The 19,454-nt window shown below is 64.2% G+C and carries 21 protein-coding genes; 13 read left to right on the top strand and 8 right to left on the bottom strand.

The window, feature by feature from the left end:
- Positions 1-59: 59 nt before the first annotated feature.
- Together VMJ11_RS12045 and VMJ11_RS12040 are read left to right on the top strand one after the other, a co-directional pair.
- A complete protein-coding gene (locus tag VMJ11_RS12045; RefSeq protein ID WP_325619635.1) occupies positions 60-1,121 on the top strand; it encodes a permease in 1,062 nt (353 codons plus the stop codon).
- 103 nt (positions 1,122-1,224) lie between these two features.
- Positions 1,225-1,647: a hypothetical protein gene (locus tag VMJ11_RS12040; RefSeq protein WP_325619634.1), complete on the top strand. Its 423-nt coding sequence runs from the start codon at positions 1,225-1,227 to the stop codon at positions 1,645-1,647.
- Positions 1,648-1,656: 9 nt separating this feature from the next.
- On the opposite strand, the gene VMJ11_RS12035 is transcribed toward VMJ11_RS12040, so the two are convergent.
- Together VMJ11_RS12035 and nodI are read right to left on the bottom strand one after the other, a co-directional pair.
- Entirely contained in the window at positions 1,657-2,493 is an 837-nt protein-coding gene (locus VMJ11_RS12035; RefSeq protein ID WP_325619633.1) for an ABC transporter permease, read from the bottom strand.
- Between the two features lie 25 nt (positions 2,494-2,518).
- The gene (gene nodI / locus VMJ11_RS12030; RefSeq protein ID WP_325619632.1) at positions 2,519-3,433 is read right to left on the bottom strand and encodes a nodulation factor ABC transporter ATP-binding protein NodI; all 915 of its coding nucleotides are present in this window, start codon (positions 3,431-3,433) and stop codon (positions 2,519-2,521) included.
- A gap of 313 nt (positions 3,434-3,746) precedes the next feature.
- Between nodI and VMJ11_RS12025 the strand changes: the two genes are divergently transcribed.
- A complete protein-coding gene (locus tag VMJ11_RS12025) occupies positions 3,747-4,217 on the top strand; it encodes a universal stress protein (RefSeq protein ID WP_325619631.1) in 471 nt (156 codons plus the stop codon).
- 91 nt (positions 4,218-4,308) lie between these two features.
- Here the strand turns inward: VMJ11_RS12025 and VMJ11_RS12020 are convergent, their stop codons facing one another.
- The 3 genes from VMJ11_RS12020 to lexA all read right to left on the bottom strand — a co-directional run bounded on the left by VMJ11_RS12020 (position 4,309) and on the right by lexA (position 6,147).
- Positions 4,309-4,968: a DUF2939 domain-containing protein gene (locus VMJ11_RS12020; protein WP_325619630.1), complete on the bottom strand. Its 660-nt coding sequence runs from the start codon at positions 4,966-4,968 to the stop codon at positions 4,309-4,311.
- Between the two features lie 102 nt (positions 4,969-5,070).
- Positions 5,071-5,448: a hypothetical protein gene (locus tag VMJ11_RS12015; protein WP_325619629.1), complete on the bottom strand. Its 378-nt coding sequence runs from the start codon at positions 5,446-5,448 to the stop codon at positions 5,071-5,073.
- A gap of 48 nt (positions 5,449-5,496) precedes the next feature.
- Positions 5,497-6,147, bottom strand: coding sequence for a transcriptional repressor LexA (gene lexA, locus VMJ11_RS12010; protein WP_325619628.1), 651 nt, complete (start codon positions 6,145-6,147; stop codon positions 5,497-5,499).
- 272 nt (positions 6,148-6,419) lie between these two features.
- Between lexA and VMJ11_RS12005 the strand changes: the two genes are divergently transcribed.
- The 7 genes from VMJ11_RS12005 (at position 6,420) to VMJ11_RS11975 (ending at position 14,413) form a co-directional block, all read left to right on the top strand.
- On the top strand, positions 6,420-7,466 hold the full coding sequence (locus tag VMJ11_RS12005; protein ID WP_325619627.1) for a sulfate ABC transporter substrate-binding protein: 1,047 nt from the start codon (positions 6,420-6,422) through the stop codon (positions 7,464-7,466).
- Positions 7,467-7,620: 154 nt separating this feature from the next.
- Positions 7,621-8,541 (top strand): sulfate ABC transporter permease subunit CysT, encoded by a 921-nt coding sequence (gene cysT, locus VMJ11_RS12000; RefSeq protein ID WP_325619626.1) that lies wholly within the window; start codon positions 7,621-7,623, stop codon positions 8,539-8,541.
- On the top strand, positions 8,538-9,503 hold the full coding sequence (cysW, locus tag VMJ11_RS11995; protein ID WP_325619625.1) for a sulfate ABC transporter permease subunit CysW: 966 nt from the start codon (positions 8,538-8,540) through the stop codon (positions 9,501-9,503). Before cysT ends, cysW begins: the two co-directional genes overlap by 4 nt.
- Before the next feature lie 63 nt (positions 9,504-9,566).
- Complete coding sequence (locus VMJ11_RS11990; protein WP_325619624.1) at positions 9,567-10,625, top strand: sulfate ABC transporter ATP-binding protein; 1,059 nt, start codon at positions 9,567-9,569, stop codon at positions 10,623-10,625.
- A 129-nt stretch (positions 10,626-10,754) separates the two neighbouring features.
- A complete protein-coding gene (locus tag VMJ11_RS11985; protein WP_325619623.1) occupies positions 10,755-11,681 on the top strand; it encodes a CysB family HTH-type transcriptional regulator in 927 nt (308 codons plus the stop codon).
- A gap of 64 nt (positions 11,682-11,745) precedes the next feature.
- Positions 11,746-12,780 (top strand): asparaginase, encoded by a 1,035-nt coding sequence (locus VMJ11_RS11980; protein ID WP_325619622.1) that lies wholly within the window; start codon positions 11,746-11,748, stop codon positions 12,778-12,780.
- Positions 12,781-13,120: 340 nt separating this feature from the next.
- Positions 13,121-14,413 (top strand): divalent metal cation transporter, encoded by a 1,293-nt coding sequence (locus tag VMJ11_RS11975; RefSeq protein WP_325619621.1) that lies wholly within the window; start codon positions 13,121-13,123, stop codon positions 14,411-14,413.
- Positions 14,414-14,555: 142 nt separating this feature from the next.
- Here VMJ11_RS11975 and VMJ11_RS11970 read toward each other — a convergent pair whose 3' ends face one another.
- Entirely contained in the window at positions 14,556-14,957 is a 402-nt protein-coding gene (locus VMJ11_RS11970) for a hypothetical protein (RefSeq protein ID WP_325619620.1), read from the bottom strand.
- A gap of 593 nt (positions 14,958-15,550) precedes the next feature.
- On the opposite strand from VMJ11_RS11970, the gene VMJ11_RS11965 reads away from it, so the two are divergent.
- Positions 15,551-16,270 (top strand): Crp/Fnr family transcriptional regulator, encoded by a 720-nt coding sequence (locus VMJ11_RS11965; protein WP_325619619.1) that lies wholly within the window; start codon positions 15,551-15,553, stop codon positions 16,268-16,270.
- Positions 16,271-16,771: 501 nt separating this feature from the next.
- On the opposite strand, the gene VMJ11_RS11960 is transcribed toward VMJ11_RS11965, so the two are convergent.
- Positions 16,772-17,647, bottom strand: a complete 876-nt coding sequence (locus VMJ11_RS11960) for a PRC-barrel domain-containing protein (protein WP_325619618.1) — start codon at positions 17,645-17,647, stop codon at positions 16,772-16,774.
- A 63-nt stretch (positions 17,648-17,710) separates the two neighbouring features.
- Positions 17,711-18,298: a BPSL1445 family SYLF domain-containing lipoprotein gene (locus VMJ11_RS11955; RefSeq protein ID WP_325619617.1), complete on the bottom strand. Its 588-nt coding sequence runs from the start codon at positions 18,296-18,298 to the stop codon at positions 17,711-17,713.
- Positions 18,299-18,535: 237 nt separating this feature from the next.
- On the opposite strand from VMJ11_RS11955, the gene VMJ11_RS11950 reads away from it, so the two are divergent.
- Both VMJ11_RS11950 and VMJ11_RS11945 read left to right on the top strand, forming a co-directional pair.
- Positions 18,536-18,958, top strand: coding sequence for a type II toxin-antitoxin system HicB family antitoxin (locus VMJ11_RS11950; protein WP_325619616.1), 423 nt, complete (start codon positions 18,536-18,538; stop codon positions 18,956-18,958).
- A gap of 97 nt (positions 18,959-19,055) precedes the next feature.
- The gene (locus VMJ11_RS11945; RefSeq protein WP_325619615.1) at positions 19,056-19,253 is read left to right on the top strand and encodes a hypothetical protein; all 198 of its coding nucleotides are present in this window, start codon (positions 19,056-19,058) and stop codon (positions 19,251-19,253) included.
- Positions 19,254-19,454: the final 201 nt, after the last annotated feature.

Below are 19,454 nucleotides of genomic sequence, written 5' to 3'. Positions count from 1 at the left end.
TTCGCGCGACAAAGGCCTAAACCCGCCGCCCCACACGCCCAATCCCGGAGAAAATCACAATGACGAGCGCACGTCCGGCGCAATCGCCCCCGTCGTACGGCTGGCCCATCTTCATTTTGCTGGCCGTGGCTGGCCTCTTCTACGTGAAGTGGTTTCCCTACTATCACCGCGCGTTCACGGCCGAGGAGACGCACTCCATCGGCAAATCGATCCTGATGGGAGGCGCGGACAGCGCCCCCGCGCCTTCGTTGCGCGCCGCGCTCGACTACGCGTTCGCCTACGGCAAGGCGATCTGGCAAGCCATGGTGCTCGGCCTGTTGCTCGGCTCGGCCGTGCAGGCCCTCCTGCCCGTGCAGTGGGTCGCGCGCGTGCTGGGCCGGCGCGGCTTTGGCAGCGTCGCGGCGGGCGGGCTGCTCGCCGTGCCTGGCATGATGTGCACCTGTTGCGCTGCACCCGTGGTCGTGGGCCTGCGTGCGCGCAATGCTTCGGCGGGCGGCGCGATTGCGTTCTGGCTTGGCAACTCGGTGCTCAATCCCGCCACGCTCGTGTTCATGGGCTTCGTGATCGGCTGGCAGTGGAGCGCGCTGCGTCTCGTGCTGGGCGTGCTGATGGTGTTCGGCCTCGGCTGGCTCTGCAACCGCCTCGTTACGCCCGAGGAAACGCGCGCCGCCGACGACCGTCTCGCGCAGCTCACGCAGCAGCAGGCAGAAGGCGGCAACGTCTTCGTGCGCTGGCTGCGCATTTTCGCGCGCATGGCCGTGCGCCTCATCCCCGAGTACATCGTGCTTGTGCTGCTGCTCGGCGCCGCGCGCGCGTGGCTCTTCCCGCATATCGGACCGGAAGTGACGAGCAGCCTCGGCTGGATCGTCGCGTTCGCCGTTGCCGGAATGCTGTTCGTGATCCCCACGGCCGGCGAGGTGCCCATCATCCAGGCGATGCTCGCGCTCGGCATGGGCGTGGGGCCGGCCGGCGCGCTCCTCATGACGCTGCCACCCGTGAGCGTGCCGTCGTTCGCGATGCTCGCGGGCTCGTTCCGGCCGCGCGTGCTCGCGCTCGTCGGCACGACGGTGGTGCTGTTCGGCATCGTCGGGGGGCTAGCGACGCTCGCGTTGGGATTCTGACGCCGGCGCGGCCGGGCAGGCGCGTGTGCGCTGCGTTGGCATTCACGTAACACGCGGACGGCTCGCCGTCCGCCAAGGAGCGGGCCACGGCCCGAAAACCAGCATGGCACAGCAAAAAACCAATCCGAAACTCGAGCAGGCGCTCACACGCGGCGATCTAGCCATCCGGCAGGCCAATTCGGCCCGCGCGACGGCGGTGCTGCGCGCGCTCGGCAAGATGATCGTCGAGGCGTCGGCCACCATCGGCGTCGAGGCCCATACTTCGATTCCCGATGGCGATCGCATCTACGACCCGGCCGAAGGCCTCTGGCCGCAGGCGCTGCTGATCTCGCTCGACGGCCCGGTGGAGGATTCGGACCCCGAAGAAATCCGCACGGTGCGTCTGCTCGCGCAGACCCAGTCGACGATGTTTCGCGTGGAATGGCACCGCGCCGACGGCAAGGTCGGCCGTCAGGAAGGCGGCCCGTTCGCGACGGTCGCGTTTATTTCGGACGTCGATATTCCCTGGGGGGACGACGAGGATTGAGCTTCACGCTCAGCGCATCATGCGCCGGCGAAACAGCACCGAAGCGACCGCGAACGGCACCACCACGTAGAGCGCGAGCACGAGCAGATGCAGGCCGGCCTGTTCGACGGGCCGGTCGAGCATCGCGGGGCGAATCAGCGCCACGGCGTGCGCGAGCGGCAGCATCAGCGTGATGTGCTGCGCGGCGGCAGGCAACTGCGTGATCGGAAAGAACACGCCGGAGAGCAGCAGCATCGGCGTGAGCACGAGCGTCTGATAGAACATGAAGAAGTCGTAGGACGGCGCGAGCGCGGTGACGATCATCGCGCAGCTCGCGAACGCGAGGCCCGCGAGCGCGATCACGGGTAGCGCGAGCAGCATCGAAGGGAAGCTCGCGTAGCCGAGCAAGCCCGCCACCAGCATGATCGCCGCGCCCGAGAGCATCGACTTGCTCGCGGCCCACATGACCTCGCCGAGCACGATGTCGCCGAGCGAGAGCGGCGTGTGCATGATCGCCTCCCACGTGCGCTGCACGTGCATGCGCGAAAAGCCCGAATACATCGACTCGAAGCTCGCCGACATCATCACCGACGACGACACCGTGCCCGCCGCGAGAAACGCGATGTACGACACGCCCTCGACGTGCCCGACCATCAGCCCGAGGCCGAAACCCAGGCCGAACAGATAAATCATCGGATCGGCGAGGTTGCCGAACATCGACGCGATGGCGAGCTTGCGCCAGACCAGATAGTTGCGCCGCCACACGGCCATCCAGTGCGTGGCATTCGAAGGCAGCGCGGCGCGCGATTCGCGCAGGGCCGCGGGGGCAGGGCGAACGGGCGCGGGGTGGTTGGTGCGTGTCTGCATGGTGTCCTTGTTGGCGCTGCCGCTGTCAATCCTGCATCTCGCGGCCGGTGAGCCGCAGGAACACGTCTTCGAGATTCGCGGGCCGGTGCAGGTAGCGCAGGTCCGAGCGATGGCGCAGCTTCGCATGCACGGGCGCAGGGTCGTCGACGTAGCAGAACAGCGTCTCGCCGCTGATCTCGGTGCGCTTTGCATCGCCCGCGAGCTCGTCGCGCAGCGAGGCGGGGTTCGGGCCGTAGACTTCGATCACGTCGCAGCCGATCTCCGATTCGATCAGCGCCTTGGGCGCACCCTCGGCGATCTTGCGACCTTCCTCGATCACGCAGACGCGATTGCAAAGTCGTTCGGCCTCCTCCATGAAATGCGTGGTGAGCAGAATCGTCTTGCCGCGCGCGAGCAGTGAGCGCAGCCGTTCCCAGATCAGATGGCGCGCCTGCGGATCGAGACCGGTGGTGGGCTCGTCCATCACGAGCACGTCGGGGTCGTTGACGAGCGCGCGTGCGAGCGTGAGACGGCGGCGCATGCCGCCCGAGAGTTCACCCACGCGTGCGTCGGCCTTGCTTTCGAGGCGCGCGAATTCGAGCAGCGGCGCGACGAGCGCCTTCGTTTCGCGCGCGGACAAGCCAAAGTAGCGGCCGAACACGAGCAGGTTCTCGCGCACGGTGAAGTCGGGGTCGAGATTGTCGAACTGCGGCACGACGCCCACGCGCTGGCGGGCGTGGCGCGCGCGCGCCGGCACGGGTTCGCCGCACAGGCTGATGCGTCCCGCATCCGGCGTCACGATGCCTAGCAGCATGCGCAACGTCGTGGTCTTGCCCGCGCCGTTCGGGCCGAGCAACCCGAAGCATTCGCCGGGGACGACGTCAAACGACAGGCCGTTGACGACCGTCCTGTCTCCATAGTGTTTGATGACCTGCTCGAATTCGATTGCGGGTGCGGGCATGGACCAGTTGAGCGTGAGTCGAACGGGCGGTGCGCGAAGCGCACGACGCACAAAAACGCACAAAACAAGGCGGCCTATTCTAGTGCATTGCCGCGCGGCGAGTGGGCGGCCGCTTCGGGGCGTTCCGGGCCGCTCGCGTGAATGCCTGTCACGGCAAGCATTGTGGCGTCGTGCAGGCCGCGTGCGCGAGGGCGGCGGAATCTGGCGTTTACCGATGGTGACCTGGCGTTTTCCAGCCCTTGCGTGCGCAATTGCGGCGCACCATCATGAGAATCGCACAGCCTGCAAGTCATGCGGGCAGGGAGATGTGATCATGGCGAGCTACAAAAAAATTCTGCTCTGTTACGACGGCTCGCGCGAAGGCCGCAAGGCGCTGCGCTGCGGCGCCGATCTGGCGCTGGATTTACAGGCGGAAACGCACTTGCTTTCGGTCGTTGACATGCGTTCGACGATCGCCCAGAGCGCCGGCCTGCTCACCGATGTGGCTTGTGGCCGCTTCGAGGAAACGGCTCGCGAAATCCTCCAGGAGGGCGTGGACTGGCTGACCGAGCGCGGCGTGCGCGCACAGGGGCACTTCGCGTTCGGGCACCCGATCGATGAAATCGCGAATCTGGCCAATGAACTCCACGTCGACCTCGTGGTGGTGGGCCATCGCTGCCGCACGGGGCTCTCGCGCTGGTGGATGGGCGCGGGCAACACGCCGCTGCTCGACCGCGTGTCGTGCAGCATTCTGGTGGCGTGCTCTTCGGCAGCCGAGGAGAAGCAGCAGCAAGCTGCCGCATAGGGGGGCGCGCGGCATGCGCCGCGTATGCGCGGCGCGCGAGCCTCGCGCACCGCTTCGCCCCGAACCGGTGCGCTTGCGCTTCATATCCGCTTCAGTTCGAGGCGCCGCCTTCGTTTAGTTCGACCGCTGCGAGCTTCCACGAGAAGAGCCCATGGCGCTGCAGGATTGCGGCGTAGTGCTCACCCGTGTCACTGCGCTCCCACGTCAGCGCGAATTCGTTGAGGCCGCGATAGCCGGCCGTGGTGACCGGCCGCGGTTCGGGCGCGGCATTACCGGATGCCGCCGGGGTCGGCGGCGCGGCCTGAGGCGCTGCCGGCGCGGGCTGCGCGCTCGAATCTTGCGGCGGCGTTTGAGGGTGTTCGCCGGGCTTGCCCGTGGGCGGCATGCCGTCGAGCAACGCAGCGACGCCCTCCGGGGTTGCGTAAGCATCGACGAGCGGCCCGATCAGAGCCGCACCGATTACCGCGCCCAGGATCAGGAGCGGATTGCTGCTGTGCTGCGCTTCGATACGCCGGTGCAGCATGTCGCCAACCTGTTGCTTCAAGCTCACGCGCAGCGCAGGGTAATCGACGTACTCGTTTAGCGTGGCTGCGTCGCGCGCGTCGGCAGCAGCCTTCATGCGTTTCACCGCGATATAGGGCGATGCGTACGCATAGCCGAACGCGGCCACGATCATGGCCGCAGCGACCGTGATTGCAACGGTTTTCTTCCAGCCTTGGGTCTTACGAGAGTTCGCGAGGGATTCCGTCATCGGGGCAGGGTTCGGGCAAATCGTTCAAACACGGTGTTGACCGCAACCCGGCGAAAACGATCCCCAGCATCGCTCTTTTGCTTCAAAACTTGTCTCGCGCATTTACTCCGCGAGCGCCGCAGGCAGGTCGCTTTGCTGTTCGGCGATGCAGCGGTCGATTGCACGGCACACCGCGTCCATCGTGCCGACCAGGATGAGCCGCGACGGACCCTGATAGACGCGCACGGGTGCGCGGCGCATGGGGTGATCGGTGTTCAGCGTGCTGTTGAGCGAGACGCGTGCGAACGCCGGCTGGGCCGAGGGCAGCACGGGCAGGTCGGCCGCGCTCGCCGCCACCATTTCGGGCGTGTCTTCGAAGAGCGAGCCGTTCAGCGCGGCTGCCGATGCACGCACTTCGCGTACCGCGCACGAGGCGAGCCCACGAAGATGGCGCAGACGGCCGAATTGACGGAAGGGCAGCAAGCGGGCAAGGCGTTCCATGGCTCTCTCTCCAGAAGACGGGGGGCATTCGAAATTCGTCGGAATTCGTCAGAATTCGGTGGGGCGAATCAGGCCGACTGCAATGCCTTCGAGCGCGAAATCCGCGCTGCCGGCCTCGACGAAAATGTTCTCGTAGTCGGGGTTTTCGGCGATCAGCTCGACGCCGTTCGGGCGGCGCTTCAGGCGCTTCACGGTGACGTCGTCGCCAAGGCGCGCCACGATGATCTGGCCGTCTTTCGCCTCGCTCTTCTTCTGCACGGCAAGCAGGTCGCCGTCGAGAATGCCCGCGTCACGCATCGAGAGCCCGCGGACCTTCAGCAGGTAGTCGGGGCGGCTCGAGAAGAGCGCCGGGTCGCACATGTAGTTCTGCGAGATGTGCTCCTGCGCGAGGATCGGGCTGCCCGCCGCGACACGGCCGACGAGCGGCAGCGAGAGCTGCATGATGCTCGGGTGCGGCAGCGTGAACTGGTGCGGCAGGTCGTCGGGCCCAGGCATCAGGCGGATGCCACGCGAGGCGCCCGCAGCCAGCTCGATCACGCCCTTGCGGGCCAGCGCGCGCAGATGCTCCTCAGCGGAGTTGGCCGAGCTGAAACCGAGCTCCGCCGCGATTTCCGCGCGCGTGGGCGGGAACCCCGTGCGCTCGATCGCCCGGCGGATCAGATCGAAAACCTGCTGCTGTCGTGCGGTGAGTTTGGTCATGGCGCCACTGTATGTTTAAACAGGTGACTGTATTTTTATACAGTACTCGCCGCTTTTCAAGTGTTACTTGAAGTTCGTCATCCGGCCGCCGCCATAGCATCGCTCACCAGCGTTCAGGCAGACGAAAACACGCTGTGGCAGTGACTTCCTCTGCCCTTACCACTTTTGCGTATTAAAAAATGAAGAAACATTATTTTTAATGATGTAAGCAGATCGCTAGACTGGCCTCCATCGTTAGCTGAGAACCACCCACGAGAACGGAGAACAGATAGATGGGCACGAGCAACACGGGGCGCGCAGGCTGGTTGAAAACGCTGGCGGCAAGACTGGTCATCGGCATGGCGCCGCTCGTCGGCTTCGCGGGCTTGGCCGGCACGGCTCACGCGGATACGGCGCTGCTCAATGTGTCCTACGATCCGACGCGGGAGCTGTATCAGGACATCAACGACGCGTTCATCAAAGAGTGGAAGGCGAAGACGGGCGAGACGCTCACCATCAAGCAGTCGCATGGCGGCTCGGGCGCGCAGGCGCGCTCGGTGCTCGACGGCCTGCAGGCCGACGTCGTGACGCTCGCGCTCGCCTGGGACATCGACGCGCTCGCCAACAAGGGGATCGTCGCGAAGGACTGGCAAAAGCGTCTGCCCGACAACGCCTCGCCGTACACGTCGACCATCGTGTTCCTCGTGAGGAAGGGCAATCCGAAGCACATCAAGGACTGGGACGATCTGACGAGGCCCGGCGTCTCGATCGTCACGCCGAACCCCAAGACCTCGGGCGGCGCGCGCTGGAACTACCTCGCGGCGTGGGCGTACGCGCTGCACCAGCCGGGCGGCAACGAGCAGAAGGCGAAGGAGTTCGTGACGAAGCTCTACAAGAATGCGGGCGTGCTCGATTCGGGCGCGCGTGGCGCGACGACGAGCTTCGTGCAGCGCGATATCGGCGACGTGCTGATCGCCTGGGAAAACGAAGCCTTCCTCTCGCTCAAGGAGTTCGGCCCGGACAAGTTCGAGATCGTCGTGCCTTCGGTTAGCATCCTCGCCGAGCCGCCGGTCGCCGTGGTCGACAAGGTCGTCGACAAGCGCGGCACGCGCAAGCAAGCCGAGGCGTACCTGCAGTTCCTCTACAGCGAGCAGGGCCAGGAGATCGCCGCGAAGAACTTCTACCGTCCTCGCTCGAACAAGGTGCCCGCGGCGCTCACGGCGAAGTTCCCGAAGCTCAAGCTCTATACGGTCGACGACACGTTCGGCGGCTGGGCCAACGCGCAGAAGACGCATTTCGCGGACGGCGGCGTGTTCGATTCGATCTACCAGCCGCAGTGAGGCAAGCATTGAATCAGCAACGCAGTAACCGGTCAGCGTTCGACGAGAGCGCGACCGCATAACAAGGAAGCGCGCCCACGGGCGCGCTTTTCGGCGCCGCTTTTGAACCGGACGTGAACCCGGAAAGCGCGCAACCCATGTCTGGACGATGAGCATGACGACGTTTCAGTTACGCAAGCCCAGTGCGCTGCCGGGATTCGGCATGACGCTTGGCATCACGGTGGCTTACCTGAGCCTCGTGGTGCTCATTCCGCTTGCCGCCACCTTCCTCAAGACCGCGACGCTCGATTGGGACCAGTTTGTGCGCGCCGTGTGGTCGCCGCGCGTGATCGCCTCGTACCGGCTCACGTTCCTCGCCGCGTTCGGCGGGGCAGTCATCAATGCCGTGTTTGGCTTTTTGCTCGCGTGGGTGCTCGTGCGCTATCCGTTCCCGTTCAAACGCGTCGTCGATGCGCTCGTCGATCTGCCGTTCGCGCTGCCGACATCGGTGGCGGGCATCTCGCTGGCCGCCGTCTACGCGGGCAACGGCTGGATTGGCCAGTTCCTGCAGCCGCTCGGTCTGAAGGTCGCGTTCACGCCGCTCGGCGTGCTCGTGGCGCTGACCTTCATCGGCCTGCCGTTCGTGGTTCGCACGGTGCAGCCGGTGCTGGAGGACTTCGAGCGCGAGCAGGAGGAAGCCGCCGCGTGCCTCGGCGCAACACGCTGGCTCACGTTTCGCCGCGTCGTGCTGCCGTCGGTGCTCCCTGCGCTGCTCACCGGCTTCGCGCTCGCGTTCGCGCGGGCGCTGGGCGAATACGGCTCGGTCATCTTCATCGCGGGCAACGTGCCGATGAAGTCGGAAATCACCTCGCTCCTCATCATCACGAAGCTCGAACAATACGACTACGCGGGAGCGACCGCGCTTGCCGTGGTCATGCTCTGCGTCTCGTTCGTCATGCTGCTCCTCATCAATTCGCTGCAGTGGTATCTGCAACGCCGCACGAGCCGCGGCGCGTCGGCGGGCAGCGCGCCGCATGCGGGCGCAGGTGTGACGGGCAATGTGGGCGCTGTGGGCGCTGCAGGAGGTGCGCAATGAGCACGCCGTCGCAACAACGAGGCATGCGCCGACCGGGCGCGGGCCGACCCGACCCCGTGACCGAAGCGCGCTGGGTGCGTTGGCTTTTGACCGGCATTGCGCTTGCGTTTCTGGCGCTCTTTCTGGTGGTGCCGCTCGTCGCCGTGTTCTGGCAGGCGCTCTCCAAGGGCATCGGCTTTTATTTCGAATCGCTCGTCGATCCCGACGCGCTTTCCGCGATCAAGCTCACGCTCATCACGGCCGCGATCGCGGTGCCGCTCAATCTGGCCTTCGGCCTCGCGGCTTCCTGGGCGATCGCGAAGTTCGAGTTTCGCGGCAAGGCGCTGCTCACCACGCTGATCGACCTGCCGTTTTCGGTCTCTCCCGTGATATCGGGTCTCATCTACGTGCTGCTGTTCGGCGCGCAGGGGTGGCTCGGGCCGTGGCTCGAAGCTCACGACGTGCAGATCATCTTCGCGGTGCCCGGCATCGTGCTCGCGACGATCTTCGTGACCTTCCCGTTCGTCGCGCGCGAACTGATTCCGCTGATGCAGGCGCAAGGCAACGACGAGGAAGAGGCCGCCCACGTGCTCGGCGCCTCGGGCTGGCAGATGTTCCGCCGCGTGACGCTGCCCAATATCCGCTGGGGTCTGCTCTACGGCGTGATCCTCTGCAATGCGCGCGCGATGGGTGAGTTCGGCGCGGTGTCGGTGGTGTCGGGCCATATTCGCGGGCAGACCGACACGATGCCGCTGCATGTCGAGATCCTCTACAACGAATACAACTTCGCGGCGGCGTTCGCCGTGGCTTCGCTGCTCGCCTTGCTCGCGCTCGTGACGCTCGGCCTGAAGCTGCTCGCCGAGCGGCGCGTTTCGGCCGAACTGCGCGGCGCAGATGAGATTCCCGCGCATGCGGGCCCGCTGCAACATGCCGTGCAGCACGCGGGGGCGCCTCGCGTCGTGAGTCAACCGGTTCAACAGTAGCATTTCGCGGGGCCACGGCAACGCGCCAAAGCGCCGACTGTGGCCGACAGGAGAGCAGTAAAAATGGGTATCACCGTTAGCAATCTGCAAAAGCGCTTCGGCGACTTCACCGCCCTCGACAACGTGTCGCTCGATTTCCCTGCGGGCGAACTCGTCGCGCTGCTCGGACCTTCCGGTTGTGGCAAGACCACGCTTTTGCGCGTGATCGCGGGTCTCGAATTCGCCGACGCGGGCCAGGTCGTGCTGCAAGGTCAGGACGTGGGCGAGGTGGGCGCGCGCGAGCGCCAGGTGGGCTTCGTGTTTCAGCACTACGCGCTGTTTCGCCACATGACGGTGTTCGAGAACGTGGCGTTCGGCCTGCGCGTGAAGCCGCGCCACGAGCGGCCCTCGGAAGCCGTGATTCGTGAGAAGGTGCACGAACTGCTGAAGCTCGTGCAGCTCGACTGGCTCGCGCAGCGCTATCCGTCCGAGCTCTCGGGCGGCCAGCGCCAGCGCATCGCGCTCGCGCGGGCGCTTGCCGTGGAGCCGAAGGTGCTGCTGCTCGACGAGCCGTTCGGCGCGCTCGACGCCAAGGTGCGCAAAGAACTGCGATCATGGCTGCGTCGTCTGCATGACGATCTGCATATCTCGACGATCTTCGTCACGCACGACCAGGAAGAGGCGCTCGAAGTCGCCGATCGCATCGTCGTGATGAACCACGGACGCGTGGAGCAGGTGGGCAGCCCGCAGGACGTCTACGATCATCCGCAGACCGCATTCGTCTACGAATTCCTCGGCGCGGCGAACCGTCTGCGCGGGCGCGTGGACGGGCGCGGCTTCGTAGCCGACGGCGCGGCGCAGGCGGTGCCAGTGCACGCGAGCTTCGAAGGCCCGGCGCTTGCCTACGTGCGGCCCCACGATCTCGTGCTGCATCGCGAGGCGGGAGAGCATCGCGAGGGCATCGTCGTCGACGTGCGCCGCGTGGTGACGCTCGGCGGCTCGGTGCGCGTGGAGCTCGAAAGCCGCGCGGGCGGCGCGCTCGAAGCCGAGCTCGACCGCGAGTCGTGGCGCGCGCTGGGGCTCACGGTAGGCGAGGGCGTGACGGCGGTGCCGCGCGGGCTGCGCGTGTTTCCTGCGCAATGAGGCGCGCGACGAAGCGCGTAACAAGCGAAAAATAAGCGAGAAACAAGCGCGAAGCGAACGCGTAATCCGCGCAAGCGCGCTCACATTGACTAAAACGAATAAACGGTCGGCAGTTTCGGAGAGAAGACCATGAATTTTCAGCAGTTGCGTTTCGTGCGCGAAGCCGTGCGGCAGAACATGAACCTGACCGAAGTGGCGAACGCGCTTTATACGTCGCAGTCGGGCGTTTCCAAGCAGATCAAGGATCTCGAAGACGAGCTCGGCGTGGACATCTTCATTCGTCGCGGCAAGCGTCTGACCGGCCTCACGGAACCGGGCAAGGCCGTGCACCAGCTGATCGAGCGCATGCTGCTCGACGCCGAGAACCTGCGCCGCGTGGCGCGCCAGTTCGCGGACCAGGACAGCGGCCACCTCGTGGTCGCGACGACGCACACGCAGGCGCGTTACGCGCTGCCGAAGGTCGTGCACCAGTTCCGCGAGGTGTTTCCGAAGGTCCATCTCGCGCTGCGCCAGGGCAACCCGCAGCAGATCGCGCAGATGATCATCAACGGCGAGGCCGACATCGGCATTTCGACCGAAGCGCTCGACCGTTTCCCGGACATCGTGACGTTTCCGTGCTATTCGTGGCATCACGTCGTGGTGGTGCCGAAGACGCATCCGCTCGTGGGCCGCGAGAAGCTCACGCTAGAGGACGTCGCCGAGTATCCGATCATTACCTACGATCAGGACTTTACGGGCCGCTCGCATATCGACCAGGCATTCGCGAAGGTGGGCGTGGTGCCCGACGTGGTGCTGACCGCCATCGACGCCGACGTGATCAAGACCTATGTCGAACTCGGCATGGGCGTGGGCGTGGTGGCGGCGATGGCCTACGACCCGAAGCGCGACAGCGAGCTCGTCGCGCTCGACACGCAGCATCTGTTCGAGGCGAGCACGACTCGCGTGGGTCTGCGCAAGGGCGCTTTCCTGCGCCAGTACGCGTACCGGCTCATCGAGATGTTCGCGCCGCAGCTCACCGAGCAGCAGATCGCGAGCCAACTGCGCGAGGTGGGCTGACGAGGCGGCTTGACGAGACGGCCTGATTATTGCGGCGGCCGGCGGATCGCTTAAAATCGCCGCCATGAATACTCCCGTTTCGACTTCCTCTCGCGCGGCAGCGGCCAGGCCCCTGCCGCGCATCGCCGTGCTCGCTACCGGCGGCACCATTGCGGGCTCCGCGGCCGACGCGGCGAACACAGCCGGCTATCAGGCCGGCGTGATCGGCGTCGGGCAACTGCTGTCCGCCGTGCCGGGCCTCGACGCCATCGCGCAGATCCATGCCGAGCAGGTCGCGAGCATCGACAGCAAGGACATGTCGCTCGCGTTGTGGAGCACGCTCGCGCAGCGCGTGAACGAGTTGCTGGCGAGCGACGAGATCGATGGCGTGGTGATCACGCATGGCACCGATACCCTCGAAGAAACCGCATACCTGCTGCACCTCACGGTGAAGAGCGCGAAACCGTGCGTGCTGACGGCGGCCATGCGGCCGGCCACGGCGCTCTCGGCCGACGGTCCGCTCAATCTGCTCAACGCCGTCACGCTCGCAGCCAGCGAAGCGGCGGCGGGGCAAGGCGTGCTCGTGGCGTTCAACAACCGCATTCATTGCGCGCGCGATGTCGCGAAGTTCAGCACCTACGCGGTGGATGCGTTCCAGTCGCCCGAAATCGGCGCGCTGGGCTGGGTGCAGGACGCTCGCGTGGAATTCCAGCGTCGCGCGCTGCGTCCGCATACGGTCGATGCGCCGTTCACGACGCCCTCGCAGTGGCCGCAGGTGGAGATCGTGACGAGCTACGCGGGTGTATCGCGCGCGGCGGTCGAAGCACTCGTTGCCGCGGGTGTGGACGGCCTCGTCGTGGCGGGCACCGGCAACGGCTCGATTCACGGCGCGTTGCAGCAGGCGCTCGCGGAGGCGGCCGGGAAGGGCGTGGCCGTCGTTCGGGCTTCGCGCGTAGGCTCCGGTCACGTCATGCACAATGGCGCTGCGCAGGACGATGCGCTTGGCTTCGTCTCGGCCGGCACGCTCAGTCCGTACAAGGCGCGCGTGCTGTTGCTGCTCGCACTCGCGGCGGGTGAGACTCACAAGGCGGCGTTACAGCGCGCATTCGATACGTATTGAAACAAGGCGCAGTTGCTCGCGGGCGAGCATCGCGCCAAAAGCAGGGCCTTGCGGATCAATCCGCAAGGCCCGCTTCGTTTGCGGGCTCCCTGCGTGCTCCTGCAGTGGCGCAATCACGAGCATCTGGCCCGTATATAGAGCTTGTCCGGGCTCGAGCGTCGGCGTGTTCGCCTCGAAGATCACGTCGTCCGGGGTGGGGCATGCATATTGCGCAATGCCATTGGCAGCACGGACGCCGTCAGTGCGGGTCCATGTCGCGACAATCCACCCGCACCCGCTACGGTGCAGGCGGCACACCGATCAATGTGCATTGCCGGCCGGCCCGGGTAGCGGAGTTCGCATGACGACCAACCTCACGTCCACTACAGCCAACGAGCGCCCGGCCGGTGCATGGCACGAGAAACTCGGCCCCGGGGTGATTACCGGCGCAGCCGACGATGACCCGAGCGGTATTGCCACCTACTCGCAAGCCGGCGCGGCATTCGGCTACAACATCCTGTGGACGATCCCGCTCACGTATCCGCTGATGGTAGCCATCCAGATCATCAGTGCACGGATCGGGCGGGTCAGCGGCCACGGGCTGGCAACCAATATCCGGCGTCACTATCCCGTGTCGCTGCTCTATGGCGCGGTGGTGCTTCTGCTCGTCGCCAATACGATCAACATTGCGGCCGACCTGACCGCCATGGGCGCGGCCGTCAATCTCGTCGTGGGCGGACCCACTCGCCTTTACACCGTCGGGTTCGCTGTGTTTTCACTCGTCCTGCAGGTTTTCGTCCCGTACAAAAGCTACGTGAAGGTGCTCAAATGGCTCACGCTCGCGCTGTTCGCGTATGTGGGCGTCGTGTTCGCCGTGAAGATTCCATGGATAACCGTGGCCGCCCGAACCGTGTTTCCCCGGCCGACATGGAGTGGCGCGTATCTGACGACCATCGTCGCGGTGTTCGGCACGACCATCAGCCCGTACCTGTTTTTCTGGCAGGCCTCCCAGGAGGTCGAGGAACTGCACGCGGCGGACGGGCAGCATGCGCTCAAGAAGGCGCCCTGGCTGGTTTTGGCGAACCTGAGGCGCATTGGATCCGACACCCGGATCGGCATGGGCTTCTCGAACCTCATCGCGTTCTTCATCGTACTGACGACCGCCGCGACACTCCACGCCCACAACCTGACCGATATTCAGACCTCTGCACAGGCCGCGAGCGCACTCAAACCGATCGCGGGACAGTTTGCATTCCTGCTTTTCAGTCTCGGCATCATCGGCACGGGACTGCTTGCGTTGCCGGTTCTCGCCGGCTCGGCCGCCTATGCGATGGCCGGCGCCTTCCGGTGGAAAAACAGTCTGGAACTGGCCCCGCGGCTGGCGAAACGGTTCTACGGGATCATCGTGCTGGCGACCGTCGTGGGCCTGGCACTCGGTTTCACATCAATCGACCCGATCAAGGCGCTTTTCTGGAGTGCCGTCATCAACGGCGTGGCGTCGGTTCCGATCATGGTGCTCGTCATGAAGATGGCGGCGCATCCGGGCGTGATGGGGGAACTCACCATTGCGGGTAGCGTGCGCGTTGTGGGCTGGCTTGCAACCGGCGTGATGGGTGTTGCGGTAGCGGCAATGTTTGTACTCATGGCGGTTTAGCGGCCCACCGCGATGCCGCGCAGCCGTGTACCAATGAGTTGGCTGCGGACCGTTCCCAGCACCGGATAATGTGACCGGATAATGCGCAGATCGCCAGTGCCCAGGCCGATGCTCTGAGGACCCGGTTGCGATATTCTCCTTCTCAACCGGGCGAAACTGACGCGCGCAGCGCGGCGTTAGCCGCGACCAGCAACCCAGCATCGTGGTTACGCAGAATCGAATCGACTGCGTCGAACGTACGTGCCAGTTCTTTTTGACCGGATTTCGTCGTCTTTCCCGCCTCCGAGATGGCTGCCGCTTCCTTTCTTAGCCGCCTGACAAGCTTGGCGGCACATCGGCTATCGAGCACGCCTTCATGGACGAATCCGCAGATCTGCGTTGTCAGTGCCACCAGTGTCGATTCAGCTGTGCCGCTGCTCGAGTGGTCGCCGTTCCTGTTGTCACGTTGCCTGGCCATATTTGCCCCCATATGGGAACCGCCACGTTTTGGACTGGCGCGAATCGATCGTGCGATGTCCGTGAAAAAAGACAGGTTCGCCTTCAAGGCGGGTTACTCACCCATGTGCATATCGGAACTCGGGGGAGTGGCTTCGTGGAGTCATGGGTCCTGTCCGGCATTGCGACCATCAGCGCAGACAATGAATACCTGATCCGGCGCATAATGACCTCGCGTTGCTTGCAACGCGATGCGGCTTGAAGTGTTCACCGATCGTACCCAGCAAGACGGGCTGGTCCGGCGGAATTAGCATGCGCGGGATCTGTGCGGCAGTCGGTACGGCATCGAACGGTAAATTGGTCTGTTGGACTGCTCCGCCGTGTGTCACATGGGTCCCGGGTTCGCGGTGAGACCGATGGGCACGCGCCGTGCTCCGACGTTTTGGCCGCGCCGGAGTTCGTGGCGCATAGCGTGCTGGCAGCACTCAGAAAGCCGATTCGATGCTCAGACGGGGTGCTCAGACGGCATGGGCGGCGGAACACGATCCGAGCGCTGCGCATCGAGGTTACACGCCGATGGGCTGCTCGGCTTCGGCGTTTGCGCCTGCTTTCTTAGTTTGCGCCTGCTTTCTTAAACAGATAATGACCGGGCCACGCCACTTCGCGGGTGAGGGTTACGCTATGGATATTCTGGAGCGGGGTATGACGGACGAACAGCGGTTGAGCGGGAATCACTTGCTCTCGGTCCTTCCTGTGGCCGAGTGGGAGCGTCTCTCGCCCCATCTGGTGCAGGTGGACATGCCATTGGGGCAGGTTGTCTACGAATCGGGCGACAAACTCAGCCACGTCTATTTCCCGACGACGTCGATCATCTCGCTGCTGTACGTCATGGAAGACGGCGCTTCAGGGGAAATTGCCATCGTGGGCAACGAGGGAATTGTCGGCATTGCCATTTTCATGGGCGGAGAAACCACGCCAAGCCGCGCGGTAGTGCAGAGCGCGGGCAAGGCGTATCGTCTCGATACCCGCCTGCTCAAGGAGGAGTTTTGTCGTGGTGGTCCGATGCAACGGCTGCTCCTGCGGTACACCCAGGCGCTCATCACGCAAATGGCGCAGACCGCCGTTTGCAACCGTCATCATTCGATCGATCAGCAACTGTGCCGCTGGCTGCTGTTGAGCCTCGACCGGCTTCCATCCAACGAACTGAAAATGACCCAGGAGCTGATCGCCAACATGCTGGGCGTACGCAGACCGGGGGTCACCGAAGCCGCGATGAAGCTGCAGGAAGCCGGGTTGATCCGCTATAGCTACGGCCACATCGAGGTGCTGGATCGGCCCGGGCTCGAAAAGCGCGTCTGTGAATGCTATAGCGTGGTGAAGCGTGAATTCGACCGCTTGCTGCCCGATCTGAAGGCGCTGTGAGGAGCGAGAAACGTTGCTCGAATGGCTCTTTTGAAGCCGCGGCAGGCTTCGGCAAGTGCGACAACGGATTTGTCCGTTTGCATTGAAATGAAATGTCGCAATTGTCCAATGCCGTACAGACCGGGCTTCTGATTGTCCGGATCATTGAATGCTTGAAGACGCAGGGAATGTCGAGCATAACGGGGAGGGGAGTCGCGCGGCAGGCAACAGCGATAGCGAGCGAAGAGCCGTGCGTAACCTCGGACCATCACGGAAGCGATGTATTCTTGATCAATGCCGGAACTCAATCAGGACCGGCTGTCCGTCCTGAAAGACGGAAAAGGGAGAGCCGGCGAAGCGTCGGCTTTTTCATGCAGAGTCGGTGTCGAATGCCTGAAGCACCATGACAGGCGGCGGCAGGATCGTGGTATGCAAGCCGGATCCCTCGCCGCCCGATAGCCTCGGGCATGGGGGCGATGGGAATTTCAGCCCGCCCGGCCTGCGAGCGGACATGTAGCGTACTTATTCGTAACGTGGTGGCTGGCGCGGCTTCGAGTGGCCATCTTCGTTCGCTGAATCTGCGTCTTGAGCGCTTTCGCTACTGGGCGTCTGAGGCGGCGGCGCAGGTTCCGACCAATATCCTTCGCGGTTGTAGAACTCGTGTAGCGCCACTTCGTAGCTTCGATGAACGGGTATCGAGTCGTCGTAGCCCGGGCTACGCAGAATCGTGTCGCGCGTGAGCGAGGTCGACACGGTTGCAGCGAACCAGTCGACGAGTTCGATCCAGCGCGTGGCGATCAGCACTTCCTTTGCGCCGGGCCACCAGTTGCTCGTATCGACTTTCAGGTAGCGCAGGACCCAGGCGCGATCGTCGAAGATGAAACCCGAAACGTGCCCGATGGTTCCGTCTATCGTTTCGATGTGGTAGCCCCTGACCTCGTCCGTGCTGCGTAGATGGACGTCCGGCAACGCGCGGTTGGTGTTCAGGGTGGGGCGTATCGGGGCGGGTGCAGGGAGCTCCTGCGCAGCGGCATCGAACGCCGGCCACGCACCCATTCCCCACAGATTCGGTCCGCCCCAATACGTCGGATAGCTGTAGTAACGCAGGTACTCGATTTCGTGCTGGCGCGATACCGGCTTGTGCGTGTCGAGTGTCGGGCTGTCACGCACCTGTTGGCGTGTCAGCTTGACATAGACTGCGTTCGACGACCAGTCTACGTGCTTGAGCGAGTATGGAGAAATGAGCACCTGTCTGTCGTGGAGCCAGTTTCCGGTATCGACCACGAGGTAGCGAACGCCCCACGCCTCGTCGTCGAAATAGACCTGATTGATGCTGCCGATTTCACCGTCCGAAGCACGGACATTGCATCCGTGCAGATCTTTTATGCTTCGCAACATGATGCCTCCATGATGTCGAGACCGGCGCATCGATGGCATTCGAAGCGCCGGCCGCCAAATCAATCAGAGTGAATTGAGTCGCGTGACTTTGGTGCCTTCGAGCGATGCGCCGGCCATCAGGCCGTTGTTCGTCAGCACGAACGCATCGACCTGACCGGTCGCAGTGGTCGTGTCGACGTTGCCGTTTGCCCCGATCTTCAGGACTGCGACAGAGGCATCTCCGCCCGCGGACCATCCATCCGTGCTGCGGAACCGCCTGAGCGATTCATCGGTCATGAACAGGAAGACGATCGCACGTGACTGGGCGCCGATCTGCCAGCCCACTGATCCGGTGGCCGTGCTGTAGTAGCCGACCGTATGACCGTTCACGCGCAGTGACCCTTCGCCGTACTGGCCTCCGACCACAAGGCCCGCATCGATCACGGACGGGAATACCAGCACGCCTTTGGCTTTGGAAACCAGTTCGCGCGAGCCGCTTGCGTCGGCATAAAGACGAGCAAGGGTCGAGTCGACACTTGCGTCGATAGTTTTACGCTTGTCCATTTGCTGACCACTTGTGGTCGATGGGCCGGTTGTGGTGCAGGCGGGAATCGCCAGCACGAGCGCGAGGGCGAGGCCCGTCGCGCTCAAGATTGATGTCCGTCCACGCATGATGTTCTCCCTGGGTATCCGACGATGTTGCTGACGCTACGCCGAATCCCTTCGCGAGGCGGTACGACACCGTACAAATTCGTTGTCCGATGTGTCTCGCGGGTGTCGCGACTCGATGCGCCAGGATTCGTGCAGCGGGATGCAGGACGGTACTGCACCGTACAGACGTGCGGCCGTGTGGGCCGCATGATCGGGGTTCATGCGAGGAACCTCTCTCGCCTCAGTCAGGAGACGCTTGTGCACTATCCCCTCTATGTTCAACGGCGTGACGGCAAAGGCTATCGCGGCACGTTCGCAGATTTTCCGTGGCTCGAAATGGAAGGGGACACGCTCGACGATCTGGCGCTAGACGCTGCGCGCCTCGTGCAACGGACGTATCACCGAAGCGAACGCATCATCCCTGCGCCGACCGACGATATGTCGAAGCTGCAGGCGCTCGAATTGGACGATGGAGAAGGCTTGTGGATGTTTGTCGATATCGACCTGGCGGACGTCCAGTCGCACTCCGTGTTCATTCGGCTTAGCCTCGACAAAAGCTTGCTGCAGGAGATCGACCTGGCGGCGCGACAGCATCATATGGGCAGGTCGGCCTATATCGCACAGGCCTGCGCCGATGAACTCGCGCACGAGGGTGATGACCGCGCGCTTCTGCGTTTCTGAAGCGTTTCTGAACAAGACTCCCTGATTCGTTCCGGCGAGGGGCCGGGCGGGAGTGGCATTGTCTATCGATCGGATTCCGACTTCAAGGGAGGGCAAGATGAGCCAAACAGTAACGGCTTACCTCGTGGGCACCATGGCGGCGATGTTCGTCGCGATTTATCTGGCGATGCGGTACTGGGCGAGGCAGCGGCATCAAATGGCGAACCTGGGTGCGGCTGACATTGCCGGCGGCGCAAAGACTCAACAGCGCTCGCTGAGCGCAGGCGTCCAGCATCCATCCATGGATGTGGACTGAGAAGGGCATGAAATGACAGCGACATTGTGGGGAATCATCGGCGGCATGGCGTGGATGTTCGGCTTCGCATGGTATCGGCGAGGACATCGGGCGGCCGCCCGAGCGCGGCCCGACCGGGCGCCGTGAACACGTCGACTGTGTACGCCGGCAATTTCACGGGCCATTGCGCCGTGCCAATCCGTTGCGCGAACAACCATTCGC

This window comes from Paraburkholderia sp. (assembly GCF_035501035.1).
Taxonomy (GTDB): domain Bacteria; phylum Pseudomonadota; class Gammaproteobacteria; order Burkholderiales; family Burkholderiaceae; genus Paraburkholderia.
Note: the sequence above shows the minus strand (reverse complement) of the source record. Positions and strands in the feature narration are given on the sequence as shown.

Coding starts and splice junctions, on each gene's coding strand:
- VMJ11_RS12045 (WP_325619635.1), top strand. CDS start 60: ATGACGAGCGCACGTCCGGCGCAATCGCCCCCGTCGTACGGCTGGCCC.
- VMJ11_RS12040 (WP_325619634.1), top strand. CDS start 1,225: ATGGCACAGCAAAAAACCAATCCGAAACTCGAGCAGGCGCTCACACGC.
- VMJ11_RS12035 (WP_325619633.1), bottom strand. CDS start 2,493: ATGCAGACACGCACCAACCACCCCGCGCCCGTTCGCCCTGCCCCCGCG.
- nodI (WP_325619632.1), bottom strand. CDS start 3,433: ATGCCCGCACCCGCAATCGAATTCGAGCAGGTCATCAAACACTATGGA.
- VMJ11_RS12025 (WP_325619631.1), top strand. CDS start 3,747: ATGGCGAGCTACAAAAAAATTCTGCTCTGTTACGACGGCTCGCGCGAA.
- VMJ11_RS12020 (WP_325619630.1), bottom strand. CDS start 4,968: ATGACGGAATCCCTCGCGAACTCTCGTAAGACCCAAGGCTGGAAGAAA.
- VMJ11_RS12015 (WP_325619629.1), bottom strand. CDS start 5,448: ATGGAACGCCTTGCCCGCTTGCTGCCCTTCCGTCAATTCGGCCGTCTG.
- lexA (WP_325619628.1), bottom strand. CDS start 6,147: ATGACCAAACTCACCGCACGACAGCAGCAGGTTTTCGATCTGATCCGC.
- VMJ11_RS12005 (WP_325619627.1), top strand. CDS start 6,420: ATGGGCACGAGCAACACGGGGCGCGCAGGCTGGTTGAAAACGCTGGCG.
- cysT (WP_325619626.1), top strand. CDS start 7,621: ATGACGACGTTTCAGTTACGCAAGCCCAGTGCGCTGCCGGGATTCGGC.
- cysW (WP_325619625.1), top strand. CDS start 8,538: ATGAGCACGCCGTCGCAACAACGAGGCATGCGCCGACCGGGCGCGGGC.
- VMJ11_RS11990 (WP_325619624.1), top strand. CDS start 9,567: ATGGGTATCACCGTTAGCAATCTGCAAAAGCGCTTCGGCGACTTCACC.
- VMJ11_RS11985 (WP_325619623.1), top strand. CDS start 10,755: ATGAATTTTCAGCAGTTGCGTTTCGTGCGCGAAGCCGTGCGGCAGAAC.
- VMJ11_RS11980 (WP_325619622.1), top strand. CDS start 11,746: ATGAATACTCCCGTTTCGACTTCCTCTCGCGCGGCAGCGGCCAGGCCC.
- VMJ11_RS11975 (WP_325619621.1), top strand. CDS start 13,121: ATGACGACCAACCTCACGTCCACTACAGCCAACGAGCGCCCGGCCGGT.
- VMJ11_RS11965 (WP_325619619.1), top strand. CDS start 15,551: ATGACGGACGAACAGCGGTTGAGCGGGAATCACTTGCTCTCGGTCCTT.
- VMJ11_RS11960 (WP_325619618.1), bottom strand. CDS start 17,647: ATGTTGCGAAGCATAAAAGATCTGCACGGATGCAATGTCCGTGCTTCG.
- VMJ11_RS11955 (WP_325619617.1), bottom strand. CDS start 18,298: ATGCGTGGACGGACATCAATCTTGAGCGCGACGGGCCTCGCCCTCGCG.
- VMJ11_RS11945 (WP_325619615.1), top strand. CDS start 19,056: ATGAGCCAAACAGTAACGGCTTACCTCGTGGGCACCATGGCGGCGATG.